The sequence below is a fragment of the Gluconobacter sp. ESL1110 genome, from assembly GCF_058107395.1.
The window spans coordinates 181,525-202,603 of sequence record NZ_JBYLUK010000011.1 but is presented as its reverse complement, the minus strand read 5'-3'; the positions used below and the strand labels follow the sequence as shown (position 1 = coordinate 202,603).

23 protein-coding genes are annotated in these 21,079 nt (G+C 56.3%); 22 read left to right on the top strand and 1 reads right to left on the bottom strand.

From position 1 onward, the window contains the following. Positions 1-31: 31 nt before the first annotated feature. From pyrH to argB, 19 genes are all read left to right on the top strand, one after another. Entirely contained in the window at positions 32-769 is a 738-nt protein-coding gene (gene pyrH / locus AC3B6F_RS14135) for a UMP kinase (RefSeq protein ID WP_010501250.1), read from the top strand. Between the two features lie 71 nt (positions 770-840). Then, the gene (gene frr / locus AC3B6F_RS14130; RefSeq protein ID WP_023945002.1) at positions 841-1,407 is read left to right on the top strand and encodes a ribosome recycling factor; all 567 of its coding nucleotides are present in this window, start codon (positions 841-843) and stop codon (positions 1,405-1,407) included. A gap of 38 nt (positions 1,408-1,445) precedes the next feature. Then, positions 1,446-2,183 (top strand): polyprenyl diphosphate synthase, encoded by a 738-nt coding sequence (gene uppS, locus AC3B6F_RS14125; protein ID WP_489824977.1) that lies wholly within the window; start codon positions 1,446-1,448, stop codon positions 2,181-2,183. After that, entirely contained in the window at positions 2,180-3,028 is an 849-nt protein-coding gene (locus tag AC3B6F_RS14120; RefSeq protein ID WP_489824839.1) for a phosphatidate cytidylyltransferase, read from the top strand. Before uppS ends, AC3B6F_RS14120 begins: the two co-directional genes overlap by 4 nt. Further along, positions 3,021-4,244 (top strand): 1-deoxy-D-xylulose-5-phosphate reductoisomerase, encoded by a 1,224-nt coding sequence (gene dxr, locus AC3B6F_RS14115; protein ID WP_211567495.1) that lies wholly within the window; start codon positions 3,021-3,023, stop codon positions 4,242-4,244. Before AC3B6F_RS14120 ends, dxr begins: the two co-directional genes overlap by 8 nt. Then, positions 4,237-5,337, top strand: coding sequence for an RIP metalloprotease RseP (gene rseP, locus AC3B6F_RS14110; RefSeq protein ID WP_489824838.1), 1,101 nt, complete (start codon positions 4,237-4,239; stop codon positions 5,335-5,337). The genes dxr and rseP overlap by 8 nt, the downstream gene beginning before the upstream one ends. 169 nt (positions 5,338-5,506) lie before the next feature. After that, positions 5,507-7,966: an outer membrane protein assembly factor BamA gene (bamA, locus tag AC3B6F_RS14105; protein WP_211567857.1), complete on the top strand. Its 2,460-nt coding sequence runs from the start codon at positions 5,507-5,509 to the stop codon at positions 7,964-7,966. Between the two features lie 57 nt (positions 7,967-8,023). Continuing rightward, positions 8,024-8,941, top strand: coding sequence for an OmpH/Skp family outer membrane protein (locus AC3B6F_RS14100; RefSeq protein WP_489824837.1), 918 nt, complete (start codon positions 8,024-8,026; stop codon positions 8,939-8,941). Positions 8,942-8,964: 23 nt separating this feature from the next. Continuing rightward, entirely contained in the window at positions 8,965-10,014 is a 1,050-nt protein-coding gene (gene lpxD / locus AC3B6F_RS14095; protein WP_489824836.1) for a UDP-3-O-(3-hydroxymyristoyl)glucosamine N-acyltransferase, read from the top strand. A gap of 103 nt (positions 10,015-10,117) precedes the next feature. Then, complete coding sequence (gene fabZ, locus AC3B6F_RS14090; RefSeq protein ID WP_426065859.1) at positions 10,118-10,636, top strand: 3-hydroxyacyl-ACP dehydratase FabZ; 519 nt, start codon at positions 10,118-10,120, stop codon at positions 10,634-10,636. A 4-nt stretch (positions 10,637-10,640) separates the two neighbouring features. Then, the gene (lpxA, locus tag AC3B6F_RS14085) at positions 10,641-11,498 is read left to right on the top strand and encodes an acyl-ACP--UDP-N-acetylglucosamine O-acyltransferase (protein ID WP_023945016.1); all 858 of its coding nucleotides are present in this window, start codon (positions 10,641-10,643) and stop codon (positions 11,496-11,498) included. A 2-nt stretch (positions 11,499-11,500) separates the two neighbouring features. Further along, positions 11,501-12,346 carry an LpxI family protein gene (locus tag AC3B6F_RS14080; RefSeq protein ID WP_489824835.1) on the top strand — a complete coding sequence of 282 codons (846 nt, stop codon included), beginning with the start codon at positions 11,501-11,503 and terminating at the stop codon, positions 12,344-12,346. After that, positions 12,343-12,750 (top strand): lactoylglutathione lyase, encoded by a 408-nt coding sequence (gloA, locus tag AC3B6F_RS14075; RefSeq protein WP_010501270.1) that lies wholly within the window; start codon positions 12,343-12,345, stop codon positions 12,748-12,750. Before AC3B6F_RS14080 ends, gloA begins: the two co-directional genes overlap by 4 nt. Positions 12,751-13,067: 317 nt before the next feature. Beyond that, positions 13,068-13,202: a 50S ribosomal protein L34 gene (rpmH, locus tag AC3B6F_RS14070; protein ID WP_010501271.1), complete on the top strand. Its 135-nt coding sequence runs from the start codon at positions 13,068-13,070 to the stop codon at positions 13,200-13,202. Continuing rightward, positions 13,199-13,546: a ribonuclease P protein component gene (gene rnpA / locus AC3B6F_RS14065; RefSeq protein WP_211567856.1), complete on the top strand. Its 348-nt coding sequence runs from the start codon at positions 13,199-13,201 to the stop codon at positions 13,544-13,546. Before rpmH ends, rnpA begins: the two co-directional genes overlap by 4 nt. Continuing rightward, on the top strand, positions 13,543-13,791 hold the full coding sequence (yidD, locus tag AC3B6F_RS14060) for a membrane protein insertion efficiency factor YidD (protein ID WP_082785254.1): 249 nt from the start codon (positions 13,543-13,545) through the stop codon (positions 13,789-13,791). The genes rnpA and yidD overlap by 4 nt, the downstream gene beginning before the upstream one ends. 90 nt (positions 13,792-13,881) lie before the next feature. Beyond that, a complete protein-coding gene (gene yidC / locus AC3B6F_RS14055; protein WP_489824834.1) occupies positions 13,882-15,603 on the top strand; it encodes a membrane protein insertase YidC in 1,722 nt (573 codons plus the stop codon). A 6-nt stretch (positions 15,604-15,609) separates the two neighbouring features. After that, positions 15,610-16,278, top strand: a complete 669-nt coding sequence (gene yihA, locus AC3B6F_RS14050) for a ribosome biogenesis GTP-binding protein YihA/YsxC (RefSeq protein ID WP_489824833.1) — start codon at positions 15,610-15,612, stop codon at positions 16,276-16,278. Between the two features lie 62 nt (positions 16,279-16,340). After that, on the top strand, positions 16,341-17,222 hold the full coding sequence (gene argB, locus AC3B6F_RS14045; RefSeq protein ID WP_194257535.1) for an acetylglutamate kinase: 882 nt from the start codon (positions 16,341-16,343) through the stop codon (positions 17,220-17,222). Between the two features lie 6 nt (positions 17,223-17,228). Here argB and AC3B6F_RS14040 read toward each other — a convergent pair whose 3' ends face one another. After that, complete coding sequence (locus AC3B6F_RS14040; protein ID WP_489824832.1) at positions 17,229-18,212, bottom strand: diguanylate cyclase domain-containing protein; 984 nt, start codon at positions 18,210-18,212, stop codon at positions 17,229-17,231. 269 nt (positions 18,213-18,481) lie between these two features. Here AC3B6F_RS14040 and dapD point away from each other — a divergent pair, with 269 nt between their 5' ends. The 3 genes from dapD to AC3B6F_RS14025 are packed head-to-tail and all read left to right on the top strand — an operon-like array spanning position 18,482 to position 21,078. Continuing rightward, entirely contained in the window at positions 18,482-19,312 is an 831-nt protein-coding gene (gene dapD, locus AC3B6F_RS14035; protein ID WP_489824831.1) for a 2,3,4,5-tetrahydropyridine-2,6-dicarboxylate N-succinyltransferase, read from the top strand. A gap of 3 nt (positions 19,313-19,315) precedes the next feature. Then, positions 19,316-20,461 (top strand): succinyl-diaminopimelate desuccinylase, encoded by a 1,146-nt coding sequence (dapE, locus tag AC3B6F_RS14030; protein ID WP_489824830.1) that lies wholly within the window; start codon positions 19,316-19,318, stop codon positions 20,459-20,461. Next, the gene (locus AC3B6F_RS14025; protein ID WP_489824829.1) at positions 20,458-21,078 is read left to right on the top strand and encodes a hypothetical protein; all 621 of its coding nucleotides are present in this window, start codon (positions 20,458-20,460) and stop codon (positions 21,076-21,078) included. The genes dapE and AC3B6F_RS14025 overlap by 4 nt, the downstream gene beginning before the upstream one ends. Position 21,079: the final 1 nt, after the last annotated feature.

The window sequence follows — 21,079 nt, the reverse complement described above, 5'->3', positions numbered from 1 at the left end:
AGTTACCACAATCCAGCAAGAGACGGGCACGATGACCGACAAACGAGAAGAAAGCCCCTCCTACAAGCGCGTCCTGCTCAAGGTGTCCGGTGAGGCACTGATGGGCAAGGGCTCCGGTGGAGTGGACCCGGAAATGGTGGATATGGTTGCTGCCGACATTGCTGCCGTTGTGGCATCCGGCGTGCAGGTGTGTCTGGTTGTCGGTGGTGGTAACATTTTCCGCGGCCTGTCCGCAGCGGCGCGCGGCATGGACCGTGCGCAGGGTGATTATGCCGGTATGCTGGCGACAGTCATCAATGCACTGATGCTTCAGAATGGTCTGGAGCGTCAGGGTCTTGAAACGCGCGTCATGACGGCGATTCAGATGGCGGCGATTGCCGAGCCTTACATCCGTCGCCGTGCGGTCCGTCACATGGAAAAGGGGCGTGTCGTCATTTTCGCTGCGGGAACGGGCAATCCGTTCTTCACGACCGATACGGCTGCTGCTCTCCGCGCCAACGAAATGGAATGTGACGCGCTGTTCAAGGGAACGCAGGTGGACGGAATTTATTCCGATGATCCGCGTCGCAATCCGGATGCCGTGCGTTATGATCAGTTGACCTACATGGACGTGCTGGCCCGGCAGCTGAATGTCATGGATGCGGCGGCCATCAGCCTTGCCCGTGAAAATAAATTGCCGATTGTGGTCTTTAACATGCATGCTCCGGGCGCATTTGCCACCGTTGTGCGTGGTGAAGGCCGCTTTACGCGAGTCATTGAGGCTGGCTGAAAGCCTCATTTTCAACGAACCTTTCAGGATAGTCTCCTGAACCTTACGTCGATTTTGCAAAGGAACAGCTTATGCCTGCTGACCTGAAAGACCTGTTGGATGATCTTACGCGCCGTATGGACGGTGCGATCGAGAGTCTGCGTCGTGACCTCTCCGGCCTGCGTTCGGGGCGGGCGAGCCCGAACCTGCTGGAGCCGGTGCGTGTTGAGGCTTATGGTTCGGAAGTTCCGCTGTCCCAGGTTGGTTCCATTGCGGTCCCTGAAGCACGGATGCTGACGGTTTCCGTTTGGGATCGCACGGTTGTGGGCGCCGTTGAGCGCGCGATCCGTGATAGCGGCCTTGGTCTTAATCCGTCTGCGGATGGGCAGACCATTCGTGTGCCCATCCCCGTGCTGACAGAAGAGCGTCGTAACGAACTGGCTCGTGCGGCCAACCGCTATGCGGAAAATGGCAAGATTGCCATTCGTGGCGTGCGCCGTGATGGAATGGAGCAGACAAAAGCGCTCGAAAAGAAAGGTGAAATCAGCCAGGATGATCTGAAGACCTGGTCTGACTCCATTCAGAAGCTGACGGATCAGTACGTCAAGAAAGTCGATGACACGCTCGCGGACAAAGAGCGTGAGATCAAGCAGGTCTGACCTTTCTCTTGACGATCGGATCCGTACCTAAATCCAGTATGGTTGCCCCTTTGTCCTCTCATGGAGAGAGGGGGACAATCCCTGTGCATGTCGCCATGATCATGGACGGTAATGGCCGGTGGGCGCGTTCGCGCAGTCTGCCGGTTTTGGCCGGGCACCGGAAAGGGGCGGAGTCCGTGCAGGGCTGTGTCAAATCCGCTATCCGTCAAGGTGTGCGTTATCTAACGCTTTATGCATTCTCTTCGGAGAACTGGCGTCGGTCTGCAGAAGAGATTGGTGACCTGACGTCCCTTCTGCGCTTTTATCTTCGCCACAAGCTCAACGAACTCCACGAGCAGGGAGTGCGTCTGAAAGTGATTGGCGAGCCGGAGCGTTTTGAAGGAGCTCTGCGCGAAGAACTGCAAAGGGCTGAAGCCAAGACAATCAATAACAAGACGCTGACGCTGACGCTGGCGCTTTCCTATGGCGGTCGCGCGGATATTGCGCAGGCGGCCAGAAGGCTTGCCGAGCAAGTCGCAAAAGGCGAGTTGTCGCCTTCGGATATTACGGAAGAGCGATTGGCTGGTGTTCTGCAAACGTCAGACATGCCGGATCCTGATCTGGTGATCAGAACGAGTGGGGAATGTCGGCTCTCCAATTTCCTCCTCTGGCAGAGTGCTTACGCTGAATTAGTTTTCATGGATGTTCTGTGGCCTGATTTTGGTGAAGCTGAGTTTGTGCAAGCCTTGTCTCATTTTGCTGGCCGTAAAAGGCGCTTTGGTGGTCGTCCGGCATGAGTGCTTCGTCGCGCTGGTCTGATCTGAAGCTGCGGCTATCGTCAGCTGTTGTTCTGATTGCTGTCGCGGGGATCTGTCTCTGGCAGGGCGGCATAATTTACAATGCTCTTATCTTGCTCGCGATGTTCGGGTTGGTGTGGGAAGGGGAAACCCTGATCCGTCAGCCATTGCCGACCTGGCGAGGGATACTTCTTCTGTGCTGGCCGCTTGTTTCAGGTGTTGCTGCCCTGCGAGGGGAATGGAGTGGTGCGTTCTGGATGGTCTGGCCAAGCCTTATATTTGGTGTGCCTGCCTGCATCCCGGTCATTGTGTCCATTCTGGGTGGTCTTTCATTGCTTTGGCTGCGGCACCTTCCAGCCGGTTTCGAGAGCGTTCTGTTCGTGCTGTGCGTTGTGATCGCCAGTGATAGTTTCGCTTATCTGTCGGGTCGTATTTTTGGTGGCCCCAAGCTGGCCCCTTCCATCTCACCGGGGAAAACACGTTCAGGGGCAATCGGGGGGCTCGTGGGAGCTTCTCTGGCGGGCGGCGTTGTGGCGTGGCTGTCGGATCTGGGATTTGTTGCTGGTGGTCTGGTTTGGGGCGCTGTTTTGGGTGTTTTCTCCCAAGGCGGCGATTTGATCGAAAGTGCGGCCAAGCGTCGTCTTGGCGTCAAGGATTCCGGCGTACTCATTCCAGGTCATGGCGGTTTGCTGGACCGGTTTGACGGCCTTCTCGCTGCGGCTCCGTTAGCCGCTCTCTTGTCTCTGGCAGCCTTTGGACAGGTGTTCTGGTCTGTCACTCCTGCGGATCTGGTTGGCGGGTCTGCACATCATACCATTCCTCAGGGGAGCTCTTCTCATGACTGACGGTTCTGTGGCCAAGCCTCGCCGGATCAGTGTTCTTGGCAGTACGGGCAGTATCGGCACGTCAACGGTTGATCTGCTGAAGCGCATGGCTGGAGATATCGAGGTTCGTGCGCTGGTTGGTGGTCGCAATGTTGCGCTTCTAGCGGAGCAGGCACGCGAACTGCGTGCGGAGATTGCCGTCATTCATGATGAAGGTCTGCATGAGGAATTGAAGTCCCGGCTTGCTGGAAGTGGTATCCGGACGGCTGCTGGCCGTCAGGCGGTTATTGAAGCAGGTGCCATGGAAGCGGACTGGACCATGGCCGCAATTACCGGTGCCGCCGGACTTGAGCCCACGCTTGCTGCCGCCCGCAATGGTCATGCGATTGCACTGGCGAACAAGGAGGCACTTGTCTGCGCTGGTGATGTCATGCTTCGCGCTGTCGGTGAGGCTGGCGCGACGCTGCTGCCAGTCGATTCCGAGCATAATGCGATTGCTCAGGCGCTCGGCGGATGTGACATGAGCACCGTCGAGAAAATTGTTCTGACGGCTTCTGGTGGCCCGTTCCGTCAGTCTTCCCTTGAAGACATGCGCGCCGCGACCCCGGAGAAGGCGCTGAAGCACCCGACCTGGACAATGGGTGCCAAGATCACGATTGATTCTGCGTCAATGGCGAACAAGGGCCTTGAAGTCATTGAGGCTGCCCGTCTGTTTGGCCTGACGGAAGACCGGATTGATGTGCTGGTGCACCCGCAGTCAGTGGTGCATGGGCTGGTACAGTTCCGGGATGGCAGTCTGGTGGCCCAGATGGGCTCCGCCGATATGCGTATTCCCATCGCGCACACTCTTGCGTGGCCGCAGCGTATGGAAACGCCGTGTCAGAGGTTGGATCTGGCGGCGTTCGGGCGTCTTGATTTCGAAGCCCCGGATGAAGTTCGGTTTGTTCCACTCCGGCTGGCACGACAGGTTCTGCGGGCAGGAGGGGCGGCTCCGGCTGTTTTCTCAGCGGCGAATGAAATTGCCGTTGATGCTTTTTTGAACCGTCGGATCGGATTTCTTGGTATTGGTGAGACGATCGACAGTGCCCTTCAGGCCATGACCGAAAACCCTGAGTTGACGACGCTGGACGAAGTTCTGGAATGGGACGCTCGCGGGCGTGCGCTTGCCGAGGAGCATATCCTTCGGGAGAGCGGTCGTCTGCGGAATACAGTGAGCGAGAACGCCCTGCATGCATGATCTTCTGCGCACCATTATTGCCTATGTTCTGATCCTGGGCATTCTGGTTTTCATTCACGAGTTGGGACACTACCTCGCTGCACGCTGGCGGGGTGTGAAGGTCGAGACGTTTTCTATCGGTTTCGGGCCAGCTCTGCGGCGTTGGTATGACAAGTCTGGAACGGAATGGCGTTTGAGCGCTATTCCGCTGGGAGGATATGTCAAACCGCATGGGTTTGAAGGGCCGGACGACGCGACAGACGAGCAGAAAGCAGCCTGGATTCCGGGGCGGACATTCCACGATAAACCCGTGGGCTCACGGGCTCTGGTGATTGTCATGGGGCCGGTTTTCAATTTTCTGTTTGCGATTGTTGCCTTCACGCTTCTGTTTGCAACGGTTGGAAAGCCCGAACTTCGGAATGATATTTCTCAGGTCGTTGCTGGGAGTGCCGCGGAAAAGGCTGGGGTAAAAACGGGTGATGTGATCACGCGTATCGGCTCGCTTTCCATTGCTGGTCCGGAAGATGTGATGGGGACTGTCGCGTCTCATCCAAACGATACGACAACTCTTGGAATTCGTCGTAATGGGGTAGATCTGACGTTGCCGGTCACGATCGGTGCCGTGAAAGGTGGCTCCCATGCCACTGGCGTGCTGGGCGTGGGTTTTGCTGCTTCTCCTGGGCATCCTGTTTCACCGGTCAAGGCGGTTGTGATGGGCGTGCAGGAAACATGGACGATGTCTGTGCGCACGTTGCAGGGTGTGTGGCAGATCCTTTCCGGGCAGCGCAGTCCGAAAGAACTTGGTGGAACGATTCGAATCGCACAGATGTCTGGTCAGGTTGCCAGCTACGGCATGGCGAGCATCGTGTCGTTTATGGCGCTCCTGTCTATCAATCTGGGCCTTATCAACCTGTTTCCAATCCCGGTTTTGGATGGCGGACGACTGATCTTTTATGCCGTTGAGGCTATCAAGGGACGGCCTGTTTCACGGCGGGTACAAGAGGTCAGCATGCAGGTCGGAATGGCACTTATCGGCGCACTTTTCCTCTTTTCCACGGTGAATGACCTGACAAATATCGGGTTGTTCCACTGGATGTTTCACACGGGAAGCTAGGTTGGGATACGACCCGTAACTCTTCGTGAGTGAAGGGAGATCTTGCATGGTGGGGGGATTTTCGGATACCTCCGCCAATGGCGTATCGTCTCACGCGCATGCGAAAAATCTGTTTACAAGGAAAACCGGTTTGTCAGGATCACGGTCAAGAGGTTCCCGGTCCCCGAACATGCGTCTGATGCTGCTTGCATCTGCATGTCTTCTCCCGACCGCCCTCGGCGTGGCGGAGGCCCGCTCTGTACGTCAGCACCAGACATCCGGTGCAGCCTCAGGCAACAACGTGATCCAGGCCATTACGGTCTCTGGCAACACGCGTATCGAAACCAGCACGGTCCTGTCTTACATGGTCGCCCAGCCGGGGGATTCTTTTAACCAGGATGATCTCGACCGGTCTCTGAAGTCGCTTTATGCGACCGGCCTGTTCAAGGACGTCACGCTTCATCGTGATGGCAACACGCTTCTGGTCAATCTGGTTGAGAATCCTATCGTCAACCGGATTGTCTTTGAGGGTAATCATGCGCTGAAGGACGAAGATCTCCGCAAAGAAATCAGCCTTCGTCCCCGCGCTGTTTTCTCGTCCCAGACCACAGCTGCCGACCGTCAGAAGATCCTGAACCAGTATGCTGGAAAAGCGCGCTTCGGTGCGACGGTTACGCCACAGATCATCAAGCTGTCACACAACCGTGTGGATGTGGTCTTCAAAATTAATGAGGCCCAGCAGACGCTGATCCACAAAATTGTGTTTGTGGGCAACCATGCGTTCAGTGAAGCGCGTCTGGCACAGGTGATTTCCTCCAAGGAAAATGCCTGGTACCGGTTCTTCTCCTCTTCGGATGAATATAATCCTGAACGCATCAAGTACGATGCTGAGTTGCTGCGCCGCTTCTATCTGCATAATGGATATGTTGATTTCCATATGGTGGACGCGACGGGAGAGCTTTCTCCTGATCACAAGTCTTTCTATGTGACGTTCACCATCCATGAAGGCGATCAGTACCGTATCGGCAAGATGGATGTTCGCTCCAACGTACGTCATGTGACGCCTGAAATGGTGCGACCCAAGATCCAGTTGTTCAAGCATCAGATTTATGATGGCACTGCGATCCAGCACAACACGACAGACATGCAGGAATGGCTGCAGGCGCAGGGGCATCCCTTCGCCATGGTGCGTTCTGAAATTGCCCGTAATCCTGAGAAACGGATTGTGGATCTGCTCTTTGACGTGACTGAAGGCCCGCATGTGTATGTCGAGCGCATCGACATCAACGGCAATACCATCACGCGTGATAACGTGATTCGCCGTAACCTGCCGATGGCTGAGGGCGACCCGTACACCCCGTTTGACAAGAAGTACTCCAAACTGGCTTTGCAGGATCTTGGGTATTTCAGCACGGTCTCAGTGGATCAGACGCAGGGTTCTGCGCCTGATCGCGTCAACGTTGCAGCGAATGTGGTTGAAAAGCCGACGGGCGAATTCTCGCTGGGCGGCGGTTACTCAACGGACGTTGGTGTGCTGGGTAATGCCTCGATCAAGCAGCATAACATGCTGGGAACGGGTATAGACGCCGGTATTTCCGGAACGGTTGCCTATTACGAGAAGCAGGCTGACATCTCCATTACGGACCCGTACTTCCTGAACCGTAACCTTGTTGCTGGTGCTGACTTCTACTTCATCCAGAACAATTACCAGACATATCAGAGCTATAAAGAGTCTCAGTATGGTATGAGTCTGCGTCTTGGATATGCGTATAACCGCTATCTTTCGCAGTCTTTCAGCTACACACTGGTTGATCGTCAGGTTGGTAACTTCTATGATGCTGCGTCCGTCGCTGCAGACTCGCAGCTATGGGCTTACGTCCCGTCTATCTATGTCCAGCAGTCAGCCGGATGGTCTGTGCTTTCGCAGATCAGCACGTCGTTGACTTATGACCGACGTGACCGTCGCATGAACCCGCATGAAGGGTACATGATGAAGGTTGGAGGAGATTTCGCTGGCCTGGGCGGAAATGCCAAATATTATCGTTTCAAAGCTGATGGTGCCTACTATCTGCCTCTTGATCGTTTGACGGGGAGCCATGACTGGACCCTTCAGTTCAAGGGAGGTGTTGGTTACATGGGAGACTGGAGCGACACCGGTAGTCGCAACATCATCGATAACTTCTACTTGGGCGGTGAAAATCTGAGAGGCTTCTTGCAGGGTGGTGTCGGTCCCAGATCAGGTCATATCTGCGTAGCCAAGGCGGACGGTAAGTGTGCCACCTATCTTCCGACCGCCGGACAGGAAGATCTATTGGGCGGTCGCTTTATGTACACGGCGTCTGCACAGTTGAATTTCCCAATGCCAATGGGAGACGATTTAGGTATTTCCGGGCGTTATTTTGTTGATGCTGGCAGTCTCTCGAGTATTCGAGTGAAAAATAAATATACGGATTATTCACGTAGAAATCAGGCTGGGTATGAATATACCCCGATTACGGGCGACACCATGATCCCGCGTGTTTCTACGGGTCTTGGTATTTCCTGGAAAAGTCCATTCGGTCTCGTGAACATCGACGGTGCTATTCCGCTGCGTAAGGAAAAGGGCGATCGCCTTTACCCGCTGCGCTTTGGCTTCGGGCAGCAGTTCTAAGACTGCGTGCCTGATTTCAAGACTCACGCAATTCTATCCCCTTCTCCAGAGGTGGTCATGACCCTTCATTCCCTGATGCGCCCGGTTTCAGCCGGTGCGCTTCTGGCGGCGACGATCCTTGCCGTTGCTCCGTCCGCTCACGCTCAGTCTGCCAATAATGGTGGCTGGTTTGTTCCGAAGGCTGCTCATCCGGAGGCTTCTGCTCCGGCTGCGCGGCCTGCGCCTCGTCGCAGCGTACCAGTTGCAGCAGAAGCCCCGGCTGAAGAAGACCAGGGGGCTCCGAATGCGCAGCAGGCGCCGCCGGTTCTGCCTCTGCCGCCGATTCCGAATCCGCCGACAGTTGCCAAGGCTGCTCCGCCGCCAGCAGCGATTATTGGTGTGATCAATGTTCAGGCTGTCATGCAGATGTCCTCTGCGGCACAGGAAATCCAGCAGGTTCTGGGTACACGTCGTGACAAGCTGGCTCAGGCTGTGCAGCGCGAAGAAGGGGCCTGGCGTGGAGAGCAGCAGAAGCTGCAGTCCGAGGCCCGTACCCTGACGGCGGATCAGATCCAGCTTCGGGAGCGTCACTTGCAGGAGCGTCGCGCCAAGGATCAGCGCGATTTCGGCAATCAGGCCCGCATTATTCAGGAAGCCGCCCAGGTCGCTTTCCACCAGATCGAGCGCGAGCTTGAGCAGGGCAATGGCATTATTGCGGCTGTTGCTGGTGCGCATAACATGAATCTTGTTCTGCATGCAGAACAGGTTGTGTTGCATGTTGGCGAGCAGGACATCACGGAAGAAGTTGCGAACCAGCTGAATAAAACGCTGCCGCATGTCTTTATTCCGGGTGAGGGCGTTGATCCGGAGCAGCTTGCAAAGTCTGGCAAGATGCCCACCACGGCTGACGAGCAGCGTAGTCCGCAAGGGCCTGAGCAGGCTCCAGCTGCTGCAGCACCGGCGCAGCCTGAGTCTGTTCTGCGTCAACATCACTGAGGTTTGAGCCTGTGGGTGATACGATGTCTACCGAGACCCGTCCGGGCGACGAGCGCTTTTTCCTGAGGGCCGGGCCTTTTGGGCTCGCCCGTCTGGCGGAAGTGTCTGGAAGCGATGTGCGTCCCGCTGCAGAAGGACAGGATGAGACCACATTGTTTCGTGGTGTCGCCCCTCTGCATGTTGCAGGGCCTGAAGATGTCAGTTTTCTGGATAACCGGCGTTATTTGCCGTTACTGGAAAATACGAAGGCTGGTGCAGTTATTCTTGCTCCGGCTTTTGCTGACAAGCTGCCAGCCCGGACCGCTGGTTTGGTCTGCAAGACGCCTTATCTTGCCTGGGCGCGAATTGCAGCAGCGTTTCATCCAGCCCCGTCTTCGACCGGTGTTCGGCATCCTTCGGCTTATGTGAGCGAGAAGGCTGAGATCGGCGATAATGTTGAGATCGGGCCGTTTGCCGTTGTTGAAGATGGCGCTAAGATTGGCAGTGGAAGTCTGATCGGGGCGCATACTCTGATTGGACGAAGCGTTGAGGTTGGTGAGCGCTGCAGGATTGGCAGTCATGTCAGTTTGACACATGCGCGTGTTGGTCATCGGGTGACGTTGTATCCAGGTGCCCGTATTGGGCAGGACGGTTTTGGCTTCGCTGTCGGTCCGGAAGGCTTCGAAACTGTTCCTCAGCTTGGGTTGGTCGTGATCGGAGACGATGTCGAAATCGGTGCCAACTCCACCATTGACCGGGGGTCCATGCGGGACACGGTTATTGGAGCAGGGACGCGGATCGATAATCTGGTGCAGATTGGTCACAATGCCCAGTTGGGTCGATGCTGTATTGTGGTTTCACAGGCTGGTATTTCCGGTTCCACCGAGCTTGGTGATTTTGTGACGATTGCTGCCCAGGCGGGCCTGATTGGTCATATCAAGATTGGGGATAAGGCCCGCGTCGGCGCGCAGTGCGGCGTTATGTCCGATGTTGATGCAGGGGCGGATGTCATTGGCAGTCCGGCCATGCCGTTCCGTGAGTTTTTCCGGAACGTGGCGACGTTGCGGAAGCTCTCCAAGAAGAGCTCTGACTGACCTGAACGGGCGATGGATGGTATCCTTTGGCCAGTTTTGCTAAGGGAGGCCCATCGTACTGCTCGGAGAGCAGAAAACTGACAAGATTTCCCCCGAAAGGGTTATGGTGAAGAAGATGCATCGAGTGGACGCTCCGGCTGAAAAGACGACCCCGGCAGAAGGGGCATCAGGAACACATCAGGTTCCCGAGAGCATCGACATTCTGCAGATCATGCAGGCGATCCCTCATCGCTATCCTTTCCTCCTGATCGACAAGATGCAGGAAATCAAGGCAGGTGAATCTGCGGTTGGCATCAAGAATGTCACGGTGAATGAACCTTTCTTTCAAGGACATTTCCCCTCCCATCCGGTGATGCCAGGCGTTCTGATCATCGAAGCCATGGCCCAAACGGCAGCAACGCTGGTTGTTTTGACGCTCGGCAAGGCTTTTGAAGGCAAGCTGGTGTATTTCATGACCATTGAGGGGGCTAAGTTCCGCCGTCCTGTGGGGCCAGGTGATCAGCTTCGCATTGAGGTGGTCAAGGAGCGTTCCAGGGCGAATGTCTGGAAGTTCAAGGGTATTGCCCGTGTTGACGGCGTTGCCGTTGCAGAGGCAACCTTCAGTGCCATGATCATGGGCTGAACTGATGCAGATTGCAGGAAAACGATCCGAGAGTGCCGAGATCCATGCGACCGCTCTTGTCGATGAGCGTGCGCGGATTGGAGATAACGTCCGTATTGGTCCGTGGTGTATGGTTGGACCTCATGTGACGCTTGGCGACGGTGTGCACCTGCATGCTTCGGTTATCGTCGATGGTCATACCACCCTTCGCGAAGGAGTGGAGGTTTATCCTTTCGTCACGATCGGGATGGCGCCGCAGGATCTCAAATATGCCGGCGAACCAACGCTTTGTGAGATTGGGGCGAACACGGTCATTCGTGAAAACGTGACGATCCATCGTGGAACGGCACAGGGGCACGCTCTGACCAAGATCGGTGCATCCTGTCTGATCATGGCCAATGCCCATGTGGCGCATGACTGTGTTCTGGGTGATCGCGTGATCATCGTGAACAATGTCGTCATGGGAGGGCATGTTGAAATTGCTGATGACGCCAAGGTCATGGGGTCAGCTGCGCTTCATCAGTTCGTTCGCATCGGTCGTGGCGCGGTTGTCGGTGGGGTCTGTGGGGTCGAGATGGATGTCATTCCCTATGGTAGCGTTCTCGGAAACCGCGCCCGTCTTGTTGGTTTGAACTGGATCGGGTTGAAGCGATCCGGTGTTGGGCCGGATGAGATGCAGGCCATGCGTCGGGCTTTCCGGACATTGTATCCCCGTCACGGGAGCACGGATGTTGTTCTGGAAGCCCGGATCGCAGAAGTTCGCCGTGAATATGGGCATTTGCAGCGCATCGCAGAAATGCTTGATTTTATGGAAGCGCCGAGCCGCCGTGGACTAACGCGCGTAGCCCGGAATGAGGGGCTGTCCGAAACCGAAGGAGCCTGAGTATGCCAGGGGGAAGGTGCGTCGGTATTCTGGCCGGGGCAGGCCCCTTGCCTGCACAGGTGGCTGCGGCTGCTCTGGAAAAAGGGAAGTCGGTTTTTGTCGTCGGCTTCCGGGATTTTGCAGATACGGCTCTTTTGGCCCCTTATCCACATGAGATCATTCGTCTTGCAGCCGTTGGCGAGACCCTGGCGGCGCTTAAAAAACATGGTTGCCGTGAACTGGTTCTGATTGGTCCTGTAAGGCGCCCTGCCTGGCGCGACCTTCGACCTGATGCAGAGGGTGCTCGCATTCTTGCGCGTCTGGGGCGTGCCATTTTCCTGGGAGATGATGGCCTCTTGGGCGCGGTTGTCCGGGTTCTGGGGGAAGAAGGCTTCATTGTCCGCGGAGCGCATGAATTTCTGGATCATGCTACGGGCCGGAGCGGAACGCTTGGACGTGTTCTTCCTGATGAACAGGCCCGTCAGGATATCGCGCGAGGTGTACAGGTTCTGCGTGCGATGGCAGCGCTGGACATCGGGCAGGGATGTGTGGTGCAGAGCGGCCTGGTGCTTGCTGTTGAAGCCCTTGAAGGTACGGATGCCATGCTGGGTCGTTGCGGCAAGTTGATGCAGGCTGGCAGCGGAGGTGTTCTTATCAAGATGCCTAAAAGTGGACAGGATCTGAGGGCGGATATGCCCACGATTGGTCCGGAAACTCTTGAAAATGCTGCCCGGAACGGATTGCGTGGGGTGGCGTTTCAGCCTGGTGTAACCCTTCTGACAGACCCGGATCGCTGCGTGGCTTTGGCTGACCGGTACGGGCTGTTTCTTTATGGGCTGACGACCGAAGATCTTAAGGAAGAAAAATGAGCACATTCCTGCACACGATGGTCCGCATCCGGGACATTGATCGCAGTCTGGCGTTCTACAGCCTTCTGGGAATGAAGGAACTGCGTCGCAAAGAGGTTCGCGAAGGGCGTTATACGCTGGTCTTTATCGGATTCGCGGATAACGAGCACGGACAGGCCGAAATCGAACTGACCTATAACTGGGATCAGGACGCCGACTATGAAGTCGGTACAGGGTTCGGGCACTTTGCGATTGGCGTGCCCGACGTGGCGGCGTTGGTTGAAACTGTCCGCTCCGGTGGTGGCACTGTAACGCGCGAGGCAGGGCCGCTGAAGTTCGGAACGATCATTATTGCCTTCGTGCAGGACCCGGATGGGTACAAGATTGAGCTTATCGAGAAGAAGCCGACGTCTTCAGAAGACTGAGAGCTTTTTCCAGGGACTGAATGATCGTCTCGGCGTTTTGGCGTACAGAATCGTCTGCGTGGGATGACAGAATGTCGGCGCAGAGCAGGGCAGGGGACAGGGCATTTCGTAAATCGTGGCGGAATGCGCTGGATTCGACCGTCTGAGACGGTGTTGAAGTCGGTTTTTGGCTCATATCCTCAGCTTCCTGGTGGTCTGGCATTGACAGGCGGGGACCCGGTGAGTACAAGCCCGGGTCTCATTCACCGGGCGTTTCGTGCGCCCGATCGACGCGGATGTCCAGAGGGGCGTCTGCATGGTTTTGAAGGATCGATGTCATGAAGCGCACGTATCAACCCTCCAAGCTGGTTCGTAAGCGTCGTCACGGTTTCCGTGCACGTTCTGCTACCGTCGGCGGCCGTCGCGTGCTGGCAAACCGCCGCACCAAGGGTCGCTCGAAGCTTTCCGCCTGAGCGCGAACTCTACAGTTGGCCGCCTGAAAAAGCGGCCGCAGTTTCTGCGTGTTGCCGGGAAAGGGCGTAAAGTCGCTACTCCGGGAATGGTTGTGCAGATTCTGCAGGATGATGCCCAGCCTGAAAGTCGTGTCGGGTTTACGGTCACGAAAAAGGTCGGGAATTCGGTCATCCGAAACCGCACAAAACGCCGCCTCAGAGAGGCGTTGCGTCTTGTGGCGCGTGAGGACGGTCTCCCGATGGGAGACTTTGTCCTGATCGGTCGAGACGGTACACGTCGACGCGATTTTTCTCTGCTTCAGGAAGATCTCCGCAAAGCCCTTCGTAAGGGTGCGGAAAAATGACTGGCTTTTTTAGTAAGCCTGTCACCCTCTTCCTGCTTGCACTGATTGATTCCTACAAACTTTTTGTTAGCCCATATCTGGGACGAAATTGCCGGTTTGAGCCGGGGTGTAGCACTTACGCCATCATGGTGATTAAATCGCATGGTCCCTTGCGTGGAGGATGGCTGGCACTCAGGAGACTCTTGCGCTGTCATCCCTGGTCAAAAGGGGGCTGTGACCTTCCTCCTGAACGCCATCAGCATTAAAAAATACCGCTAGCTATTGTTTTGATCGCGGTTTTCGGCCACTTGAGGCTCAGCATTCCTCCGTAGAGACGAAAGACCGGCATCCGCCCGATGGAAATCAAGCGCATCATTGCGGCCACTATCCTCTCGGCCCTCATCCTGATCGGTTTCGACTATTTCATGCCGAAACCCCATCAGGACAATCATCCCGCTGTCACGCAGACTGCTGCAACACAGTCCCCGTCAACTCCGGCTCAGGCGGCGCCTTCAGAGGCTGCTCCCGAACAGACGGTAACGGCGCGACGTATCGCAATCACAAGCGAAGACGTACAGGGCTCCCTGAACCTCAAGGGTGCGCTTCTGGATGATGCGGTGCTGACGAAGTATCGCGCCACACTCGCGAAGGACAGTCCGCTGGTTCGTCTGCTGGACAAGTCTGGCAGCGAGCATCCAAATTTCTTTGTCATTGGCTGGAACAACGCTCCAGGCTCGAATGCGAAGGTTCCTGATCTGAATACGGTCTGGAGCAGTGCAGACGAGGCCCTGTCACCAGGTCATCCGGTAACGCTCAAGTGGGATAATGGCGAAGGGCTGATCTTTACGATCCAGATCTCGATTGATGAGCATTACATGTTCTCGGTCGTGCAGTCCGTGGAAAACCATTCTGCGCAGCCGGTCGCTCTTATTCCGTTCCAGCGTGTCCAGCGTGATTATCAGGCTGCAGAAGGGTTCTGGACCGCCCATGAAGGCCCGATCGCTGTCATGGATGGTCGTCTGAATGACGAGACCTACAAGAATGTCCGCAAGGGGGCCGAGCATCCGGATCATACGTTCTGGGCCAAGGCTGGTACCGGCGGCTGGGGCGGCATCAGCGACAAGTACTGGCTGACGGCTGTTGCTCCAGAAGCGACCGCTGCCGTGACGGCCAGTTTTGCGTATGTTCCGGGCAATCCGGGATCGTACCAGATTGGTTTTGCTCCGCAGGCTCCTCAGCAGGTCATGCCAAATGGCACGATCACACAGGCGAGCCACCTCTTCGCCGGAGCAAAGGTTCCAAGCCTGCTTCAGGCCTACAGCCGCGATCTACATATCACGGATTTCGATAAGGCCATTGATTTTGGCTGGTTCAGCTTCCTGACGCGCCCGATCCTGTATTTGCTGCACTGGCTGTATCTGCATCTGGGTAACTTCGGACTGGCGCTGATGGCGCTGACGCTGATCGTCAAAATTGTACTGTTCCCGCTGGCGTCCAAGGCTGCCACGTCTTCTGCGCGGATGCGTCTTCTGGCTCCGAAGATCAAGGAGATCCGCGAGAAGAACAAGGACGACCCGATGGTGATGAACCAGAAGGTTATGGCCCTGTATCGCGAAGAGGGCGTGAACCCGGCCAGTGGCTGTCTGCCGGTTCTGATCCAGGCCCCGATCTTCTTCTGCCTCTATAAAATGCTGAACATCAGCATTGACGAGCGTCATGCACCGTTCTTCGGCTGGATCCGTGATCTTTCCGTCCCGGACCCGACGAACATCTTCAATCTGTTCGGTCTGATCCCTTTTGACCCGACGGTTTACTTTTCCTTTTTGCACATCAGTGTTTGGGGGGCTGCTTTGGGTGTCACGTTCTGGCTGCTTCAGCGCCAGACGATGGTGAGCATGGATCCGGCGCAGGCGCGCATCATGCAGTTCATGCCGCTGGTTTATGTGTTCGTGATGTCCGGGTTCCCGGCCAGTCTTCTGGTCTATTACACCTGGAACAACCTGCTGACCTTCGCGCAGCAGACCTTTATCCAGAGCCGTGCCAAGTTGCCGGTTCCTGTTACCAAGAACGGACGCTGAGACATCATGAAAGAGGTCGCAGGCCCTCCTACTCCTGAGCAGATTGAAGACGGGCGTCTTCTTTTTGCCGGAGAGTGTGAGTTTTTCTTCGGATCGCAGAAGATCGACCAGTTGCCTCCGGTTGGGCGGCCAGAAGTTGCGTTTGCGGGGCGATCGAATGTTGGTAAGTCCAGCATCATCAATGCTCTGACAGGGCGCAAGGCACTGGCCCGTGCATCTTCAGAGCCCGGTCGTACCAAGCAGCTTAACTTCTTTAATCTGTCAGACCGTATTTCCCTTGTGGACATGCCGGGCTACGGATTTGCGAAAGCTGCAAAGTCCGTCAAAGAAGATTGGCAGAACATGATGTTCGCTTATCTCCGTGGACGGACGACGCTGGCTCGCGTCATTCTGCTTCTTGATGCGCGGATCGAACTCAAGGCCTCTGATAAAGATGTCATGGAGCTTCTGGACCGGGCCGCGGTTGTTTTTCAGATTGTTCTGACCAAGTGCGACCAGGTACGGCCTAATGCTCTGAAAGCCAAGATAGCAGATGTGGAGGCCCTGGCGCTGAAGCACGCTGCGGCTTATCCGCGCATTGTGTGCACCAGCAGCCAGACCGGCGAAGGTATCGAAGATCTGCGTGCGGAAATCGCCCGTTTCGCAGATCCTGCCAAGACCTCAGTGGAAGGATAAGTCCGGCCGTGAGCAAAAAGACCCACAGTGAAAAGCTGCCGGAAATCCCGCCAGCCGTGAACATGGATGACGCCCAGCAGCAGGCGGCTATCCTTGCCAGTGCTCTCCCCTATCTGCGGCGTTATGCCGGTGACACCATCGTCGTGAAGTATGGTGGTCATGCGATGGGTGAGGGAAAGCTGGCCAGCGCTTTTGGCTACGATATCGCCCTGCTCAAGCTGGTCGGGATCAACCCGATTGTTGTGCATGGTGGTGGTCCGCAGATCAGTTCCATGCTGGATCGTTTGCAGATCCGTTCCCAGTTCATTGATGGCCTTCGCGTGACAGATGCTGCGATGGTGGACGTCATTGAAATGGTTCTGGCCGGCAGCGTGAACAAGCAGGTGGCTGAACTGATCAATCAGGCTGGCGCCATGGCTGTGGGGATTTCAGGCAAGGATGGAAGCCTGATTAAAGCGCGCAAGCTGACCCGCACGCGTCGTGATCCTGACAGCCAGATCGAAAGCGTCATTGATCTTGGGTTTGTTGGTCAACCTGAAAAAATTGATCCGCGTGTCCTTTACGCTCTTCTGGGGTCCGGGCTGATCCCTGTGATTGCTCCGGTTGGTGCGGGCGAGAACGGTGAGACGTACAACATCAATGCTGATACGGCAGCGGGTGCGATTGCTGGTGCCGTGCATGCTTCACGTCTGCTGATGCTGACGGATGTTCCGGGTGTTCTGGATCGCAATGGCAAGCTGATCGAGGAACTGAGTGCTGAAGAAGCGCGCAACCTTATCAAGGATGGTACAATCTCGGGAGGCATGATCCCGAAGGTTGAGACTTGTCTGGATGCTGTTCAGAGTGGTGCCAAAGCGGCAGTCATTCTGGATGGTCGTGTGCCCCATACCTGCCTGCTGGAACTTTTTACACGGGCAGGGCCGGGAACCCTCATCAAAGCCTGAACCGGATTATGGCGCTTCGTAAGAGAAGCGCCATTTTTTTTGCTCATCCAGCGCGTCATGAAGGGCTTGGGTTGCTCGTTCAAGCAGGAGTTCCGGCGAAGAGTCGTGATCGTTTGGCTCCCGGCTGATCAGGCCGATATACAAAGGTAAATGCATCGGCGGGTCTATCAGTAAGGGAATCCCGTGTGCTGTCATGCGTTCTGCGCGTTCGGCCATGGCAAAACGATCGCCGCCGTCCATCCAGAGTGCGAAGGTATTCCCGCTGAGACGCGCGATGGCGTCAGTCGGACGGACGGCTTTGCGTAGCAGCGCGATGCATTGGATCAGTGCCTCTTCTCCAGCCTGAAAGACGATATTTTGGGTAATGTCTGTCAGGCCGGGAACGTATGCGACCATCAGTGTTGCGGGTAGACATTCCCGGTCCAGACGGGGAGTACGCCTTTTCATTTCATCTTTCAGGCCATCCCAATTCAGAAGATTGGAAGCGAGATCGTAATGGCACTCTTCCAGGACGCGTCGATGGAGAGCGTCATGCTCCTGTGTGGCGGCGATGAGAGACATGACAGTCTGGAGAAGTTCAATGCCTTCTTGAGACCAGAGTGTCTTTTTCCAGCAGATCAAGCCGAGCGGAGACTGGCTGCGAATGGCTTCGCAAATCAGAACCGCATACTCCGCATCCGCTGAAAACCGGACAGCAGCCAGGCTTGGGACGAAAGTATTTTCCTGCAAGCATTCCTGCAGACCCTGCGGAAATGGGGCTGACTTATGAAGAATACTGTCGTCTGTTGGCGGCATAAAGGAGCTGAAGAGAAGAGTGTCAGCCTGCAACTCCTCCTGAAGAACTGTGAGGGCAGCAGCGATGCCCAGACGCGGTAGAATGGCCTGGCGCATTGCCGTCAGTACCTTCCGGATTACATGCAGCGGCGTGGATGTAGACTCCTGTTGCATGAGAGGATCGGAAAGACGCAGTCCGGTATCAGGGTGTGCCATGGAGGCTCCAGGCTGGTGATGAGGCAAAAATCAGCCCTGCAGCTTAGGGCGCAACGGGTTAATCATTCCATGGAGCGGCTTTGAATGGATCAGAAACGTTCTTTGCCGGTTTCTGGAGCAGGATGTCCCGGTGTTTTTTCATAGGCTTAATAGGTTAACGGAAGCTTAATGGATGAGGTGATCTGGCTGAAAGGGGAAAGAGCCGTTGACAGGTAAAGCCGGGGAACGCATGGTCCGGCGGTTTTCTGCTCCTTTTCCGGATGGTTCTGATGCCTCACGATACGCTTCGCACCGCCATTGACGCTCTTTGGGAGCGTCGTACCACTCTGAACGCACAGACAGAGGGGGAAGATCGCGAGGTTATTGAAACCGCGCTTAAAGGTCTTGATGCCGGTACGCTGCGTGTGGCTGAGCCGAGCGAAGATAGCTGGGTTGTGCATGAATGGCTGAAGAAGGCTGTTCTGCTGTCTTTCCGTCTGAATGACAGCCGCGTCATGGTTGGTGGTTGCGGTGGCCAGCCGGCTTTTGACAAGGTGCCTCTGAAGTTCGAAGGCTGGGATCAGTTCCGTTTTGCGGAAGCCGGTTTCCGTGCCGTTCCGGGGGCAATCGTTCGTCGTTCGGCGTTCATCGCTCCGAACGTGGTTCTGATGCCGAGCTTCGTGAACGTCGGCGCGCGCGTTGACAGTGGCACCATGATTGACACCTGGGCGACTGTCGGGTCCTGCGCCCAGATTGGCAAGAATTGCCATATCAGTGGTGGCGCTGGCATTGGTGGCGTGCTGGAGCCGCTGCAGGCTGCTCCGGTCATCATTGAAGATGACTGCTTCATCGGTGCACGTTCGGAAGTTGCTGAAGGCGTGATCGTGGAGAAGGGCTCTGTCCTGTCCATGGGCGTGTTCATCGGTGCGTCCACGAAGATTGTGGATCGTGCAACGGGTGAGATCTTCATGGGCCGCGTTCCGGCCTACTCCGTTGTCATTCCAGGTACGCTGCCGCCGAAGGAGCCGGGTCAGCCGTCTCTCGCCTGTGCTGTGATTGTCAAGCGCGTTGACGAGCGTACGCGCTCCAAGACGTCCATCAACGAACTCCTGCGCGACTGATTCATGCCGACCCCATCTTTCCCAAGCGATCCTGTTGCTCTTGCGCAGGATCTGATCCGTTGCCAGTCCGTCACGCCTGCCGATGATGGAGCGCAGGCTCTTCTGGCATCGGTTCTGGAAGGGATGGGGTTTGAGGTCACGCATCTTCCTTTTGGACCAGAGGATGCGCCGACCCCGAATTTTTATGCCCGGATCGGGACGGGACGTCCGTCTCTCTGTTTTGCAGGGCATACGGATGTTGTTCCCCCCGGTGAGGGCTGGGCGCATGATCCGTTTTCTGCCGAAATCCATGATGGCCGCCTCTATGGGCGTGGCATTGCGGACATGAAGGGGGGCGTGGCCTGTTCCGTTGCAGCTATTGCCCGCTTTCTGCAGAGCCGTCCGCTCAAGGGATCGATTTCTCTTCTTATTACAGGGGATGAGGAAGGTCCGGCGCATTTTGGCACGAAGCCCGTCATCGAATGGCTGGCGGCGCGGGGTGAAGTGCCGGATTTCTGCCTGCTGGGTGAGCCAACAAATCCTTCCGTTCTTGGTGATACCATCAAGATTGGCCGTCGCGGCAGCATGAATGCCGAGATTACTGTGCGTGGTGTGCAGGGGCATGTGGCCTATCCTCATCTGGCGGATAATCCTGTTCATCGGCTACTTGCCGCTCTGACGGAGTTGACCGGACGTTGTCTCGATGAGGGGACGGAGTGGTTTTCTCCGTCGTCGCTTCAGGTCACGAGTGTTGATGTCGGGAACCCGGCGACGAATATTATTCCGGCTGATGCGCGGGCTCGCTTGAACATTCGATTCAATGACAGCCATACGGGAGATGGTCTGGCGGAATGGATCCGGGACGTTGTAAGCCGTCATGCGCCGGACAGCGATGTGAAGATCGCGATTAGCGGCGAGGCATTCCTGACTCAGCCGGGACCGGCTGTGAACTGTCTGGAACAGGCTGTTCAGGATGTGACGGGACGTCGCCCGAAGCTCGATACGGGGGGCGGAACATCCGATGCCCGCTTCATTTCGCAGCACTGTGCTGTTGCAGAGTTCGGTCTTGTGGGTGCCACCATGCACAAGCGGGACGAGCATGTTGACGTTTCGACCCTTGAAGACCTGACCCGCATTTACCTGACGTTCATGGAAAGATTTGGCCTGTGACCCCAGACCGCCCGAATGGTATGCCTCCAGCAGGGGGAATGAATGTTCCGCTTGGCGTGTGGCTTCTGGGGCGCGGCCGTGGCATCGGGATCAACTGTTTCGCGCCAGGGATGCAGCCGCTTATGGCGGCGCTGGCGCCGACTGTAGCGATTGCGCTGATCGGAATTTTTGGTGCCTTTTTTATGCCCGCAGAGCAACGCGGGTTGCGGCTGACACAGGCGTTGGTGCAACTGGTCTGCACGCTTCTTCAGCTTGTGGTGTCTGAGCGTTATGCCGCTTACGCGGGGCGTAAAGGGCTATGGTCTCGTTATGCGACGGCGTCGCTCTGGTGTGCCTGGCTGCCGCTAATCATGATGATCATGGCGGAAGGTGTCATGCGGATGGTGATTCCGGGGAATGCCTCGTCACCCGCTGCCACGGCAGGGGTAGCTGCGGGTGTGCAGCTCTATAGCCTCTGGCTGACCTGGTATGTCACACGCGTTGGTCTGATGATGACAGCGTTGCAGGCTGTCATCATGACGGTCTTGCAGACACTGAGTGCAGTTGCGCTGTTCGGTCTGCTCTGGCTGTTGCCACCGCATTACAATGCTCTGGGCGACCTGTTCGGGGGCGTTTGAG

Bases quoted from the DNA above. Each gene is read 5' to 3' on its own strand.
- yihA (WP_489824833.1), top strand. From the start codon at position 15,610: ATGAAAGAGGTCGCAGGCCCTCCTACTCCTGAGCAGATTGAAGACGGG.
- AC3B6F_RS14080 (WP_489824835.1), top strand. From the start codon at position 11,501: ATGCCAGGGGGAAGGTGCGTCGGTATTCTGGCCGGGGCAGGCCCCTTG.
- rpmH (WP_010501271.1), top strand. From the start codon at position 13,068: ATGAAGCGCACGTATCAACCCTCCAAGCTGGTTCGTAAGCGTCGTCAC.
- rseP (WP_489824838.1), top strand. From the start codon at position 4,237: ATGCATGATCTTCTGCGCACCATTATTGCCTATGTTCTGATCCTGGGC.
- AC3B6F_RS14040 (WP_489824832.1), bottom strand. From the start codon at position 18,212: ATGGCACACCCTGATACCGGACTGCGTCTTTCCGATCCTCTCATGCAA.
- gloA (WP_010501270.1), top strand. From the start codon at position 12,343: ATGAGCACATTCCTGCACACGATGGTCCGCATCCGGGACATTGATCGC.
- yidD (WP_082785254.1), top strand. From the start codon at position 13,543: ATGACTGGCTTTTTTAGTAAGCCTGTCACCCTCTTCCTGCTTGCACTG.
- pyrH (WP_010501250.1), top strand. From the start codon at position 32: ATGACCGACAAACGAGAAGAAAGCCCCTCCTACAAGCGCGTCCTGCTC.
- uppS (WP_489824977.1), top strand. From the start codon at position 1,446: ATGGTTGCCCCTTTGTCCTCTCATGGAGAGAGGGGGACAATCCCTGTG.
- yidC (WP_489824834.1), top strand. From the start codon at position 13,882: ATGGAAATCAAGCGCATCATTGCGGCCACTATCCTCTCGGCCCTCATC.
- AC3B6F_RS14120 (WP_489824839.1), top strand. From the start codon at position 2,180: ATGAGTGCTTCGTCGCGCTGGTCTGATCTGAAGCTGCGGCTATCGTCA.
- lpxA (WP_023945016.1), top strand. From the start codon at position 10,641: ATGCAGATTGCAGGAAAACGATCCGAGAGTGCCGAGATCCATGCGACC.
- dxr (WP_211567495.1), top strand. From the start codon at position 3,021: ATGACTGACGGTTCTGTGGCCAAGCCTCGCCGGATCAGTGTTCTTGGC.
- fabZ (WP_426065859.1), top strand. From the start codon at position 10,118: ATGGTGAAGAAGATGCATCGAGTGGACGCTCCGGCTGAAAAGACGACC.
- bamA (WP_211567857.1), top strand. From the start codon at position 5,507: ATGCGTCTGATGCTGCTTGCATCTGCATGTCTTCTCCCGACCGCCCTC.
- dapD (WP_489824831.1), top strand. From the start codon at position 18,482: ATGCCTCACGATACGCTTCGCACCGCCATTGACGCTCTTTGGGAGCGT.
- lpxD (WP_489824836.1), top strand. From the start codon at position 8,965: ATGTCTACCGAGACCCGTCCGGGCGACGAGCGCTTTTTCCTGAGGGCC.
- dapE (WP_489824830.1), top strand. From the start codon at position 19,316: ATGCCGACCCCATCTTTCCCAAGCGATCCTGTTGCTCTTGCGCAGGAT.
- frr (WP_023945002.1), top strand. From the start codon at position 841: ATGCCTGCTGACCTGAAAGACCTGTTGGATGATCTTACGCGCCGTATG.
- AC3B6F_RS14100 (WP_489824837.1), top strand. From the start codon at position 8,024: ATGACCCTTCATTCCCTGATGCGCCCGGTTTCAGCCGGTGCGCTTCTG.
- argB (WP_194257535.1), top strand. From the start codon at position 16,341: ATGGATGACGCCCAGCAGCAGGCGGCTATCCTTGCCAGTGCTCTCCCC.